This is a genomic window from Bradyrhizobium sp. (assembly GCF_049519115.1).
Classification (GTDB): domain Bacteria; phylum Pseudomonadota; class Alphaproteobacteria; order Rhizobiales; family Xanthobacteraceae; genus Bradyrhizobium.
The window spans coordinates 1-14,021 of the sequence record NZ_JBEKRB010000091.1; the positions used below are offsets into that span (position 1 = coordinate 1).

At 56.4% G+C, this 14,021-nt stretch carries 10 protein-coding genes; 4 read left to right on the forward strand and 6 right to left on the reverse strand.

Annotation, left to right across the window (positions count from 1 at the left end):
- The 4 genes from ABSE61_RS33610 to ABSE61_RS33625 form a co-directional block, all read right to left on the reverse strand.
- The coding region (locus ABSE61_RS33610; protein ID WP_423875485.1) for a WecB/TagA/CpsF family glycosyltransferase at window positions 1–441 on the reverse strand (441 nt) is incomplete at its 3' end.
- A 229-nt stretch (window positions 442–670) separates the two neighbouring features.
- On the reverse strand, window positions 671–1,537 hold the full coding sequence (locus tag ABSE61_RS33615) for a TylF/MycF/NovP-related O-methyltransferase (protein ID WP_423875486.1): 867 nt from the start codon (window positions 1,535–1,537) through the stop codon (window positions 671–673).
- Between the two features lie 141 nt (window positions 1,538–1,678).
- Window positions 1,679–2,866 carry a glycosyltransferase family 4 protein gene (locus tag ABSE61_RS33620; protein ID WP_423875487.1) on the reverse strand — a complete coding sequence of 396 codons (1,188 nt, stop codon included), beginning with the start codon at window positions 2,864–2,866 and terminating at the stop codon, window positions 1,679–1,681.
- A 21-nt stretch (window positions 2,867–2,887) separates the two neighbouring features.
- Window positions 2,888–4,072, reverse strand: a complete 1,185-nt coding sequence (locus ABSE61_RS33625) for a glycosyltransferase family 2 protein (RefSeq protein ID WP_423875488.1) — start codon at window positions 4,070–4,072, stop codon at window positions 2,888–2,890.
- A gap of 672 nt (window positions 4,073–4,744) precedes the next feature.
- Between ABSE61_RS33625 and ABSE61_RS37150 the strand changes: the two genes are divergently transcribed.
- Complete coding sequence (locus ABSE61_RS37150) at window positions 4,745–4,933, forward strand: hypothetical protein (RefSeq protein ID WP_490338385.1); 189 nt, start codon at window positions 4,745–4,747, stop codon at window positions 4,931–4,933.
- 1,094 nt (window positions 4,934–6,027) lie between these two features.
- On the opposite strand, the gene ABSE61_RS33635 is transcribed toward ABSE61_RS37150, so the two are convergent.
- Window positions 6,028–6,768, reverse strand: coding sequence for a Hint domain-containing protein (locus ABSE61_RS33635; RefSeq protein ID WP_423875494.1), 741 nt, complete (start codon window positions 6,766–6,768; stop codon window positions 6,028–6,030).
- A 589-nt stretch (window positions 6,769–7,357) separates the two neighbouring features.
- Between ABSE61_RS33635 and ABSE61_RS33640 the strand changes: the two genes are divergently transcribed.
- The 3 genes from ABSE61_RS33640 (at window position 7,358) to ABSE61_RS33650 (ending at window position 11,372) form a co-directional block, all read left to right on the forward strand.
- Complete coding sequence (locus tag ABSE61_RS33640) at window positions 7,358–8,578, forward strand: alpha/beta hydrolase family protein (RefSeq protein WP_423875489.1); 1,221 nt, start codon at window positions 7,358–7,360, stop codon at window positions 8,576–8,578.
- A gap of 568 nt (window positions 8,579–9,146) precedes the next feature.
- Window positions 9,147–10,271, forward strand: coding sequence for a hypothetical protein (locus ABSE61_RS33645; RefSeq protein WP_423875490.1), 1,125 nt, complete (start codon window positions 9,147–9,149; stop codon window positions 10,269–10,271).
- Between the two features lie 534 nt (window positions 10,272–10,805).
- Window positions 10,806–11,372: a hypothetical protein gene (locus ABSE61_RS33650; RefSeq protein WP_423875491.1), complete on the forward strand. Its 567-nt coding sequence runs from the start codon at window positions 10,806–10,808 to the stop codon at window positions 11,370–11,372.
- A 117-nt stretch (window positions 11,373–11,489) separates the two neighbouring features.
- Here ABSE61_RS33650 and ABSE61_RS33655 read toward each other — a convergent pair whose 3' ends face one another.
- Window positions 11,490–12,527 (reverse strand): alpha/beta hydrolase, encoded by a 1,038-nt coding sequence (locus tag ABSE61_RS33655; protein ID WP_423875492.1) that lies wholly within the window; start codon window positions 12,525–12,527, stop codon window positions 11,490–11,492.
- Window positions 12,528–14,021 lie beyond the last annotated feature (1,494 nt).

The following is a 14,021-nucleotide window of genomic DNA, read 5'->3' on the forward strand; positions in this document are numbered from 1 at the left end:
GATCGCCAGGCCTGGATTGCGCTTTTGGAGAAGCCGCGACGCCTTGATCAGCACCTGCAAGCTCGACCCGAAGAAATAGACGGACTTACCGGATCGCGCTGCCTCCGCGCAGATTGGAGCGATCAGATCTGATCCCGCGACGCGGCCAATACGCTTACCTTGCAGACTGCAGGCCAACACGATCGGAAAGCCATCCGCCGTGACCAACCCTGCCCGTCCGTAAGCTGCACGAAAAGCCGCGCTTTTGCGCATCTTGACGACATGGTCGAGGTTCAGCGTGAAAACATTTTGCGCCGCCTCAGATCCCGCGTTGTGGCAAACAAGCGCCGCTGTCTCCGCCAGCGAAAGTGGAGAGATACTCAAACCTTCAACGATACCACCCGAGGACACTGGGTTCCCCTGCTCCACGGCTCGCCCAATATATTTAAAGGCTCGCCCCAATATATTTAACCGATTCTAAAAAGGGACGCTGGCAGAGGCAAGCGTTGCCTCCAATCGTTAACCATTAAAAACGGGCTAAGGTTAAAATACGCGCGGAAACCTTGCCACAAATCAGTCAGTTCGATCACACGAGTCCCGACGGAAACTTTATGCTCCCTCCCTTTAATCAGCTTGTCGTAGGATTGAAAAGAGCATTATTTAAATTTAAGCAGAAAAAACTTCGTGCGAGCTACGCACCTTGGGTCTTGCGCCAATATACGGCGTCGTCATCAATTGCGATAATCTCCTCGACAATTCCAGTTCTTGCGCGATAGTCCTTGACCGCCTGCTGACACATCGGAAGTCGATAGTCGTCGATGATAACAAAGCCTCCTGGCGCCAATTTCGGATAAAGCGGCACCAACGCATCCATTGTTGACTCGTAGAGATCCCCGTCGAGGCGCAGCACAGCGAGCTGTTTTATCGGCGCGTTCGGCAAGGTGTCACGAAACCAGCCGGGCAGGAACTTTACTCGATCGTCGAGAAGGCCGTAGCGCTCGAAGTTTCGCTTCACGTGCTCGACACTCACCTCGGTCAATGGCCGCAGATGCCATCGTGCGTCCGCGTCAGCAGGATATTTCGTCGGATTTGGCGCTGGAAGTCCCTCGAAGGAGTCTGCAACCCAAATCGATCTATTTTGGACCCCGTATGCTCGCAGAATTGCACGCATCAGAATCACCGCGCCGCCACGCATGACCCCGGCTTCTATTAGGTCCCCAGGTATATTTTCGCGAATAACACTCTCAACGCACAATTGAAGATTGTCGAGACGCTTAAGGCTGAGCATCGAGTGCGCAATGTCGGAAAAGTCGTGACCAGATAATCGTCGCCCATAGTTTCCGCGCCTCAGATGCGCGAGTTGAACATTCATTATCTTGAAGGCACTCAGGACAGCGCTTCTGAGCTTGCCGTATGGCTGGATTGGATTAAGCTCGGCGTCGACATATGGTATATTCAGGACGCAGCGCTTTACCATATCAATGTACATTAGACGCGCATCCAACTGCTGCTCATCTTCGATGGGTGCGACAGGTCCGAAATCGTCCGAGTTGTTCATCTTATGCGTGCAAAAATTTATCGTTTTTTTCCCGCCGCCATTCTCGATACGGCCTGAATTTTACCAATCATAATCCTGCACACGCAATCATCTGCACACAAACACAACAACGTGTGTGCACGCCTCTCCGTGAAGCGTGCACTAAGCGAAGCGCGCCATCGAAGTAGCAAGCTTTTCTGCACGAGCAGCGTTGGCCTCCGCCTTGAGCAGGCCGAGCAGCCGGCTCGCATTGGTTAGGGCGTCGTAGTGACGCGTTACGTGGGCCATGGCGTGTTCACCGAGGGTCACGCGAAGAGCGGGATTGGTCGCCAAATCCCGGAGTGCCTGCGTCAAAGAGGCGGCATCCCCCGCAGGAACCGTCAGACCCGTATCTCCGTTGCGGACAATCTCGGGGATCGCCGCCACATTTGTAGAGATGATTGCCATTCCGGAGGCCCCTGCCTCTGAGACCACCATTGGCAGACAATCTCCAAACGTAGGCAGGGCGAAAATATCGCAAGTATGGTAGAGATCCTTCAGCGGTTGGCTGTTAGCTTCAAGGTTGTTGTAGACGAAAACATTTGGCTCTGGCGGCACGCGATCCTTGGTTACCAGATGAAGTTCGAGCCCCAGGTTTCGAAGCGAGCGAAAGGCCTCTAGGAGCACTAGGCCCCCCTTGCGCTCGAGGTCTCCCCCAACGAAGAGGACCTTAACCGGATCGGAGTGAGGAACGCGTGGAGTTGGTCGACGCCATTCATCCACATTCACGCCAGGGGGAATGACCGTGATTTTGTCGGCAGGCACCTCATAATCCTGCACGAGGCCGTGCTTTGTCCATTCTGACCACGCAACGAGTCGGCGCGCAGACTTGAAGCAGTCGCAATTCAAACGCCACTTCCAAGCCTCCAGCCACGCTGGTCCCTGCTCGTGTCTATAGAATGCGCCCAACTCATCGTACTGACGTGGAGTGGCGTCGAGAGAAACGATGCCCGGAATTTTGCGAAGCCAGCGCTGGGCGAGCACGGCCGGCACCTGTGTGTGGAAGAACAGCGCGTCAAGCTTGGTCTTTCGATTCATGCGGGCAACCTGACGGTAAGCGCGCGTACCTGCTCGTACCGTCCAGTTGTTCCGGTAGACTGGAATCCTTCCCGCTATTCCCGTGGCCTGAAAGTCAATCAGGCCCCAATGCGCGTGCACCTCGGGATCACGCGCGACATTAACGAGAAGATTCTTAGTGTGTGTGACGTGTCCGAGAGACTGTTCTAATAGAAATCCGAACTCGTACGCCGCCTTCGTACTTGCGCTCTCAGGCGCACGCGCAGACATCATGCCATCCTTTACAACTTCCATTCATCCGACTCGCCGGCACATTCAATTGCGATCGGTCCTGATCCAGACCGACTTCCCGCTCGAGATCTTGTGATAAAAGCGCAATTTCTTGATAACGTGCAGGGGAAGATGGAGCAATTCGCGAAGAGGCAGCACGTCGGAACCGACAGCTGTCCACACAAGCGCCGTTCCGAGCGCGAGAAGCAGGGTGCTCAACGACGGAATGGCAAGGACGGCAAGCGGCGCACCGAGCACGAATGCTATGCCGCCAAGGATCTGGCAGAGGCCCGCAACAAGCACAAGGAGTGACAGAGGAGGTATGGCCATGTCGATCGCGAGCGTTGCCAGGCTGGGGTTTCCTTCGCGCAGGGATTTCGCGAGCGCCCCTGGCACCAAATCGACAATATTGTCGATATGCCCCTTCTCCCATCGATGACGCTGCTGTTCGCTGCCAGCTTGCGACGTAGGAAAGTAGCTGTAGACCTTGGCTTCGCTCACGAAAATCGGCGGATAGCCCGCTGAAGCCAGCGCAATACCCAAAGCTGTATCCTCCGCCAGCCGGCTATTCCCCAGGTCGCGGCCCAAAAGCAGACTGAATGGGAAGGCCATCCCGGTACCAAAGAGCTGTGTTGGTAACCCAAACAGCTTCAAGCCAAGCGGCCTGATCCAGTTTTTGACGCGCCAGGCGAAAAGACTCACTCCTTGGTCTGTCGGCGCATTCTTGGGCGCTAACATCAAATAGAGCGACTGCGCCGGGCGCCCACTGTCTATTGCACGATCCGACAGGTAGTGCAGCGAATTCTCCCCGAGCCGACAATCGGCATCGAGGATGATTACGACGTCAGGAGGATCCAGACCCAAGTGCTGCACACCGAATTCCAGCGCATAGCCTTTGCCACGCCGCGCCGGATCAGCGCGAACTATCACCTCGACACCCGCTGCCTGGACTATCGCAGCAGTGTCGTCGCTACAATTGTCCGCAACCACGAGGATGCGGTCATTGGGCCCGAGTTGGGCCTGAACGTCCCGGATGGTGGGAAGTATTCCCGTCGCCTCGTCATGGGCAGGAATTAGGACGGCCGTTCTGTGGGACCGCATGCGGGGCGCCGCGACCGGAGGCACCCTCTCGTTGAGCAAAACGACATATCCTGCCAATACTTCTGAAAACCAAACAAAAATAAAAAATGCTGGTAGGCAAAGAAACGCAATCAAGGCGCCACTAAACATGGCTGTCACCCCCTTTACGGACGTGAGTCTATACGAAATGGCGAGACTTTCCCATCTTTCTTGCGGTTCGCGGGACAAAAATTGGCGCGATGCCGGGCCTCGGCGCGTTGCCAAAAATGGAGACGTGAGCTTGACGCTTACAATATTTCTCACGCGACAAAAATTAACCCAGTTGCCAACCAACCGAAGGCACTCCGCGGCTTTTAAGCTGAGTTTTAAAGGTTCCGCTTGTCATCATTGTCTGCACGGAGAACCATCCAAGAATGGGTCGGCGATTATGTTGCCAAGCCGCCGAATGCGGTCGACTGATGGTATGAGACCCGCCGGTATGCCGACCACTGCCTTGCTCGCCTATCTCGATCTTGGCCATATCCAACTTGAGCGCGATTTCGCGCGCTTCGATAAATTCAGGCGACCAAGGGCTCGGCAAGCAACGTTTTAATTATTCGATTGCGACGGTTCGCTTGACGGCGGGAACTATTGGCCGAGTTGCACTGGTTTTGCTTTTCGGTGCTTCGGGCCAGTGCGGCTGCTTATTCGCCATATCAGTTTCGGCGCCCGTCGCGCTCGAGGCCACGCTGTGTCCAGAAGCTCGGACCTTGTGCTTGCCGCCTCGCGCAGACTGGTCGCAGCGGCCTGACACCGCAGCAGATCCTGCGCTCGCTGGTTCTGATGCGCATCAAGAACTGGAATTATCGCGAACTACGTGAACGGATTGCCGACGGATGCACCCTGCGCCAGTTCACGGACTTTTATTGTCTACCTGTACCCCGACACGATGCATTTCACCGCGGCTTCAATCGGCTCACGCCCGAGACACTCAAATCGATCAATGATCTGGTGGTGCAGGCGGCGGTGTGACAGTTGGGCCGAACTAAAGGATGACGGCTCACTCGAACGGGAGATCTCCCTCCTCAACGGCGACAACATCCCCATTCATCGCGCGCCGTTCAAAGACTTCTTCAACAGCCTGCTCTAGAGCGTTCTTGCAAAGGCATCCGTGTGCCCGCTGCCGCTGCGGGGCCGCCGGCGCATCTTGCCCGATCTGCAATTCCTCAGACCCACCAGAGACGCCAACAGGCTTCTCCTCCGCATCCGCCACCGGGGAAGGGCCGCTTCATCCATTACGTGCCGCCCTGTTTCGCTCTGCCAGATACCGGGCGCGGCGCGCACGAGAAATGCGATCTCGCCAAGCGTAGCCGACGAGAACCCCCAGTGGGAAGCCAAAAATCAAAATGACATCGACTACCCGATCAAACATGGCAGCGCACTCACTAGCCGCAACGCGCCCCTTGTTGGGAATAGCACAGAAAGGTCTCGCCCGGCGACCAACAGAAAGGCCTCGCCCAGCGACCAAATGTCGTCCTTGCCGATACAACGTGGGGGGTTGCAGGAATACCGCCTTACCATTTAAGCTTGCCACGCCTGCCCGCTAGCTTCGATGTTAGGGTAAGTGCCCGGGGGCCACCCAGTCGACCCTAGCACTAGCCTCACGCCATCTACCCGCATCCTTAAATCTCGTCGGTGGACCTGCTCCGGCACGAGCTTCTTAAGGCGGAACTGTACCGCTTCACTTGCAGATGCCCTTATGCCGCCTGGTCTCCGTGACCGGCTTCGTGCAGTCCAACCGTGATTGGCTCGTATGGCCGGCTGCTCGTCAGCATCGGCTGCTCGACGAACGTCCTCGCGATGCGGCTGAACTGTGATCGCTTTGCTGACCAAAGAAAAACGGTGGCAGACTGCAATATCGCGCGAGCTCGGAGCAGCAGAGAAAGGGGGAAGAGAGCCCAGTGGGCGCATCGCCATGCTGAAAGCATGGATGGTTGGCAAGGCCCTGCCCAGCCAGCGCTTGCAGAGCCTTGGGATCGTCAGATGAAATCAGTTTGGGTCTATGTCGACCCTCGAGACCGGCGGCCCCCGAGCTGGGATGCCGCCGGATGCCGAGAGGTCCTCAGTTAGACAACTTCTGTTTCAATCAAGTCGGCCCGAGCCGCAATTCGAGCGCGTGCTTTTTGGATTGGATCACGAATGTCAAGGACAGGCGACACGGCCAACCGAAGCAGCCGCTCCAATTCGCCAGCAGTACCTCGATATTCGAGAATCGGGGCAAACGGCTTCATCGCCCCCCCCGCCTCAGCTCCATATCGTCTTTCGTATTCTGCAAAGTTCGCAAAGTGCTCGCGGTCGTTGGTGATCAGCAACGTCTCTGCGGGTGCTCCCTCGGCGAAAACAACTTCGTGCGTTTCCAATTCAATGTGGAAGTAGTCGACGACGTTGCAGTCGTCCGAAGTTGATAGCACGATCGACTTTCCGTTCACCAGCCATTCAACCGGAATGAGAAAGCCATCCATAAAGAGGCTATGGCGAGGAGAAAGGTACAAATCGCGGCGTGGATACTGATCGCTCAGGGCGAAACGAGCGACACGGATGGGAGCCACGCTCCAGTGCCATGAGGCGCTGTTCTTTGTGAACCTTTGTCGACCAATCCACTTGACGGGTAGTGGCCCGTTGAGGGTCTCAACGACAGCGCCAATTGTTAGGTCCTCAACCGGGATTTCACCCTCTGAAGTTCGGATTAGCGTTCCGCGAACGAAACAATGTCCTCCACCTCCGGGACTGCCTCCCGAAGGGTTACTGCCTCCCGGAGGGTTCCACCCTCCCCAATTGCCGCCCATTGCCCGCGCTTTTTTGGACATCGATGCCAGGAAGGGCAGGCTCACCACGCCTGTAGCTGCAATTTTTCCTGCTAGACTTGCCGAACTCTTGATGAAGAGCCTACGCGATGAATTTTCCAAAGTTCCACCTTACGATTGTATGATCCACCTTTCCATCCAAGCATATAAAGTCGAGAAAATGAATTAAATAAATTGAATTAACTACGTTTTTCGCCGCAGAGTTCCTTCGGTTGGAACCGACATATTATTAACCCTAGCCATCGTCGTCTTCTCAAGCCATTAGAAAGGACGAGAGGCGGCAGCGCCTTCTCCTCTGTGTCGCGCTTGAGGCGGCTGTCTGCGACAGCGACGGTCTCCTTGTACTTCTCGACAACACGGCGACCCGCGTGCCGACAGTCACGTCGCTGGCAGTTGAAGAGGTCCCGCCGGCATTGATGACGGCTTTTGGCGCAGGACGGATCTGCGCGCTAGACTTACCGCGATTGACGCAAGCCGAATTATTTCGTTCCTCGTTCTTGCTGTTGCGCAAGGTATTCTCAGGCTGATGCGATTGCACGTATCGGATTAAAGGCTGCCGGCTTTTGAGGACTGATTGCGGACGATTGACGCCATGAGAGTCATACCGCACCGTGGGCTGATCCGTTGGATTGTACGGTCGGTTGCGCTTGTAGGCATCTACACGTTTTCTGATGCATTGGCTCAGACAGAGGGCCTCAGCATTCGCGCACCGGATGCGTTCTACGATCCGCCGGCTAAAGTCACCGGGGCGCCCGGCACATTATTGCGGAGCGAGCCGCTTGAGGACGTGACCTTGCCGACCGGCATGCGTGGCTGGCGTATCAAGTACACGACCACAATCGATGACAAGACGCCGATCACTGCGGTGGCGACCGTGTTTACGCCGGTTGATCCACCCAAAAAACCTCGGCCTGTGATTATCTGGGAACACGGCACCACTGGCTTGTTGCAAAAGTGTATGCCCTCACTCCTCTCGGCGCCGACGCGGGGCATTCCCGCTGTTGACCGCATCGTCAAGGCGGGCTGGGTGATTGTCGCTACCGACTATTCCTTCGCCGAGAAGAACGGCCCGCATCCCTATCTCCTCGGTGAAGGCGAAGCACGCGCTGGTCTCGACTCGGTGCGCGCCGCGCGCAAGATGCCGGAACTCAAACTCAGCGATCGAGCAGCGGTTTGGGGACACTCGCAAGGTGGCCAATCGGCGCTCTGGACCGGCATCGTCGGTCCGCGCTATGCGCCAGATGTCAAGATTGTCGGGGTCGTAGCCATCGCGCCGGGCGCCGACATGACGGCGTTGCTTTCAGCGAACGTCGAACTCGACCATTGGCTCGGTCCGTACGTGGCTTCGTCTTACAGCCGCTTTTATCCTGACATCAAGTTCGAGCAGGCCGTGCGTCCCGAGGTGTTCGCAGCCGCCCGTGAAATGACCAAGTTGTGCGGATTTTTGCCGGCCGAGGATGCACGGAAATTCGCGGAGCTTTTGAAGACATTCGAGGGGCCGGCCCTCGCAACAGCTAACAACCCAATGCTCGCAGCGAGAATAGCTCAGAATACAGCCAGCAAGCCGATCGCGGCGCCCCTACTAATTGCACAGGGGATGACGGATACGATCGTGACCCCGGCCGTGACGGAGAGGTATGTCGACGGGCGCTGTTACACCGGCCAACGGCTCGAATACTGGACATTCATTGATCACGACCACAATGGCATTGTACAGCCTGGCTCAAAGATCGAGGAGCCGCTAATCAATTGGACCGTTGCGCGTTTCGCCGGTGAGCGCCAGGCAGCGGGCTGCAAGCACAAATCTTTCTAATCGCTCCACGATGCGCGCGAATATGGAGAGCGTCTCGAACTCACCGCCCCTTGGACCGGAGGTCTGACCGTCGACACAACCACTGGCGAGATGCGGCGGGGCGGCGCCATCAAGCGGGGCTCCCTGACGCGCCCCCCGACGAAGAGGCCAAGGCGATGGAGATGGTCACGCAAGTTGATGGACACACAGAATAGACGGTGACAACTCTAGCCTGCAAGGATCACAAACTTGGGAGTGCATTCTCCCGGGCGTTTATCACGTCATCCGGCCGGCTAGCGAGATCAACACGAATTGGTACAAAATTGTTGGGAGCTGCGTGATTCTCGACAATCCCGGTCCTCATGCCAAATGGCGCAGATTGCCGGTGCTTGCAGGAGTGGAAAGATCTAGAGTCATATTTCGGGTAAATCGTACGGGAAATCGACGGAGTAAAGGCCGTGGCATCGCCGCGACGGCGGCGTGTCTGGGAAGCTAGTCAGCAACGTCGCCTCGACACTTGTTCCCTTGCCAACCGCGAGCTTACGGCATCAAATTGAATGGCCACCAATCGGACGCGGATCGAAGTTCCATGGGCTCGGAAACAATGCGACCAGAGGATGCCGTCCCATCTCCGACCCAAGAGGTTGAATTTGCGCTCGTGCTTTCTGGCGTGATCGATTCGATCAGGCAAAATCCGGAGTACCTGCGCGCTGCAATCTACGAGCTCGCGCGACACAATTTGAGGGAGCTATGCACATCGGAAAGTCCTGCGGACGGACGAGAGCTTTCCAAATCACTTGAGGTTGCCATCCAAGGTGTGGAAGCATTCCACAAAAAGAAGGAAGCCGGAGAAGCGGTTCTGCCGCAGCTGGGTGTGCCCGAGGAGAAGTCGCTCATATCGGCCGGCTTTTCGCACCAAGATGTCACACCCGTTGTGCAACCTCGTTCTCCGGTAATCGAAGTCCGGCTCCCGCCACCTCGGGAAAGGCCCAACCGTTTCAAGGCAGTTTGGGGGTTCGCCCCGGTCCTCGCAATAGGGCTTGCGGTCGCGCTTGCGACCGCTTCGTTGGATCTGCTTGGAGCCAAGAGAAACATCGTCGTCAATCAACCCACGCCAATCTTGCCGAAAGTGGACGCCCCTCCTCCACCGCAACCCGCATCAGTACGAGGGGCGCCTGCCGCGCCGGCGCCGGGTCTCCCATCGTCCTTTGGCGTTTATGCCATTAGCGATGACAAGCTTTACGAACTCGATGCGTTGCCGGGGCGAGCGCCGGATCCGCGCGTTGCCGTTTCGGCCCTCATCACGAGGGATAGCCGTACGACGTTGCCGGACGGTCACCTGACCTTTATCGTTTATCGTCGGGATTCGGGGACCAATGCGGTCGATCATGCCGAGGTTCGGCTCATGGCCAAGATCGAGAGGGAAATGAGCTACAAGGCCGGCAAGCAGGTCGTTACAAGTGTCGATGACAATTGGGTTATACGCAATGTTTCGACTCCGTATCGAACGGCGCCGAGAAGTGACAACCATGACATGTATGAAGTCAGGAGCGAAAATCCGGAGATTCCATTGGCGCCGGGGCGCTACGCGCTTGTGCTCAAAGGCCTCGCCTATGATTTCACTGTAGCGGGCTCGGCCACTGATCCCCGGCAATGCTTGGAGCGGCTGCTGGCCGACAACGGTCAGTTCTATTCCGAGTGCAAGACGCAATAGATCGAGAACTGGAAGCCCAGATAGACTTGCCATTTCTGGTCTCATCACATGTCACCAATAGATCTTATTCAACTACCGCGTGGGTACGTAGCATCCGCGGCCCCCCTAGGCCGCGGGCCTTCATGGTCCCAAGATTGACCGCATGGTCCCAAGATTGACCGCCCGCTCGCCTGCACCGGTGATCGGCGAGTTCGCTGCTCAAATAGTGGGGGCACGGCGCTCGAGTAAGTCGAAAGACCATCCCGCCCTCATAGCCGAGCAAAGCAAGGCCTACCCAGCTCACAGCAAAAATCGAACAGGCCAACGCGGCGGCGACGCCAAAGTTGCAGCAGCTCGTAAGGAACGCACCATGATACTGATCACTCTTGGGCAAATGGATTACTATTAGTCGACACGGTATTAGCCAGCGAAATTACCGCCAAAATGACGGAACCCGCGACGCAAAATAGTGCAAACTGTCGCAAACTTAGCAACGCCTTTCGCCGCTTCCTTCATACTTATGACGAATCGATGGGGTGATTGTTGGATGCATATATGGGACAGCCCGGACCTCCAAAGCGGGCGGTAGCAATCCTGGTTCTGCTCGCTGCTGCTGCCATATGGCGTAGTTTAGAGCCCAACAGTGTAAGAGATTATGAGGATTGCATAGAGGAGGCCCAATCCACGGCCTCTTCCAGCATTGAATATTCGAAGCTGGCTTCGCACTGTGGCGAGCGCTTTGCGGGTCGTCGGAAAGCGGGCGGCGGGTACACCTATTTCGACTTTATGCAGAATCGGAGTTTCGGCATTGCGGGTCCGAACCCGACCGAAGACGAGCGCAAACAAATCGATCGCGCTTACTTGGAGTTTCTCGCCACCCAACGAAAGGAACTTCTTTCATCGGTTCTTGCGAAAGCGCTGGCCGACCAGGAGCACCGATCCTTTGCTCGCCAAGACGTCCGTCCCCTACTGGCCCTGACACCGAAAATCCCGCTTCCGGCCAAGCGGCCACCAGTTGAGCGTTCGAAATCCTGCGAGGATGGATCTTTATCCTGCAGCTGGGCAAAATTGTCTGCGGCCGTAAGAAATGCCTTTGCCTCCTCCGCTAGTGCAGATCGATAGGTGCGCTGAAGTCCGCGCGCGGTCTATCCAACTTAACCTGTTCTCACGGCCAAAATGGGCAGTCGCAAACCAAATATGTCGTGTCCAACGCAATGGCCCCGCGCTGAACAACCCCCATTATTTGTCCTTATTCACGAAATCCAAAATCTGGTCCGTGAGCCGCGTGTCCGCGGTGTTGATCGAATAGACTTCGGACATGTGGTTGTGGCCTAGCAGCACCACTGAGCGAATGCATCCGTTTGGACCCTGGCACGCGGCGTCCTTCAATAGATCGAATTGTCGTAAGAAGACGGGCGCGTCAAACTCGGCCGTGACGATCATCAGCGGAATTTTGGCGACGACCAAACCCACAATCGAGGACCGTTCCGCATAGCGCCCGGGATCGTCGCCGAAATAGGCCCTTTCGGGAGCGCGAAGCGCGCTTGCTGTCGGATCGTAAAGGCCGGAGAGCATGATGGCGCCTCTGATCCCGCCGTCTTCGGTCCGGTAATATTCGGGATGCGCGACATAACTGGCGACATGAGTCGCGCCGGCCGAGTGACCCACCAGGTAGATGCGCGATCCATCACCGCCGCGGCTACCGATATTGTTGGTGACCCACTTCACAGCAAGTGCGATGTCCTCCGCGCCGGCTGGCCAGCGAGACTGCGGTGCGAGGCGATAGGTCATGTTGATGCCGATAAAGCCGTGTCTCGCGGCCCAGAGCGCGACATTGTCGTAGAACGGACTCCCGGCAGCATGCTTGTCCCCAGCGGCGAATGCTCCGCCATGAACAAAGATCAGCACGGGTTGCGCGCTTGAATCCGTTACCGATGCGAACACGTCGAGCAGGTTGCGCTCAGCCGGCCCATATCTGATGTCGCGTTCAACTTTGATGCCTCTATATGGTTCCTTTTCCTGCATCGGCGCATATTCGTCTTCCGTCTTGGGATAATCGACAACGTTGCGAATCTCGGTCGGCTTCCGGATAACGTCGGCCGACATCGCGTTTAGCTGGGAAACTGCGGCCGACGCTGTTCCGGTCAAGACAAAAACAACGGTAACAGCTCTATTCAACGATGAACTCAGGAATTGCCGTTCGTTGGCTTTGCCTGAACTTACCACTTCCGTCTTGATCGGGACGCTGCCGCTTGGCGCGCGTCCGATATCTGACATCGCCGGAAGTCTGAATCGGGCCAGGAGCCGGGATCCGCGCACGCAAGTTTCGCTATGCGCGGTTATTTCTTCCTGGTTGGTGGTTTGAGTAAAATTCGCAGACGCGTCGTCCATCTCTTTATGGCTTTCGCCGATCGATTGACAATCGTCCCTGAACGACGAACGTCGTATGCGGATCATCACAAAACCTTCTGTTCGGACAATGCCGCGAAGCGAAACTATGCTTGCTTGACGGCTTTGCTGGCCGCAGACCCGGGCCTCGGCGAACTTGTTCGGTGCCTCAACTGATAGTCAATCCGCTCAACCTTTCAACAAATGTGCCGCATTAAGCTAACTGCATAACGTTACTGGCGAGCTCTCGATCGGCTGCTCTTTTCGCCAGAACTTGCGGTCCTTCATTTCTCCGTTCGTCAGTGCGAAGCGGATCTAAATATGCGCCAAAACTGGTCAAAGCTTTATCGAACCAGATGTTTTCCGCTTGGGCCTCAATTGTTTTGCTCCGCATTGGCGCCAGGCTTTCATTGCAGCGCCTAAAGCTTCGCAAGGAGGCCGGCAGTCGCGAGGCAGCCGCACCATCACGTCGTCAGATCGAAGACAACGGCCAAATAACCGTAGTTATCCGTTCGGTCTCGTCCCACAAGTGGTCGGAGCAACAGCACGCGACATTCGTGGTGAACCAAGAGCGTCTATCACTGGAGCAGCCCGATGTGCTCGTACAGCTCGACCACAAGGCAGATACACCGGCTGCAGCTCCGCAAGACCGAACCTCCGCCTGATCAGTGTCGCCTCGATCTTTTCTCCGCGACAAAGCGTTCGCTGAGTGCCGAGCCTGCGTCGCGTTCATTTTCGTAAGCATCTTTGCCGATGCATCACTGCTCGTCCGGTTCCCGATTTAACTTTTGCAGCGCATATCAAGTTTAACAACAAGCAGAAGTTGCGACGTGAGAGTGACCAGCTATTTTCTAGCGCACCGGAAAATATTCGGTCCAGGTGTGTCGTATGGCAAGGTGTGCTTAAGCGACCCTACTCCGCTTCGCAGCGTTGTTCTTTTTATACGAAGGAGCTGTGCCCCGCGCGTGCAAACCCAAGAGAACCAAATCATCGAAGCGTCGGGTCCGGAGCGAAGGCCAGCTTGGGCGTATGTCTGGCATTTGTGGACCGTGTTCGTTCCCCGTAGAGCAGTGACCAGGGGTGTGGTGTGTGGAAGGGTCTGGCGACGTCACAACGGCCGACATTGGATCTATAAGCGGTTCGTCGAGTTCGAGAACTCCAACAACGAATTCTAGCGCACCTTAGCCCGCCTTGCGGAGGCGCGCCCTCCTCCATCTCCATTCTCGTCGATGAATGCCGATCTATCGGCTGATAAGCACCGCGAGAATGACCACGCGAGAGGTTGAAAGTACTGAAAGGTCTGAGTTGCGGAGTTGCGATCGTCGAGTCGCAAACAGCAGTGAGAAGTTGGAGGACTGCAAGTAAACCTGCACAAACACGCTC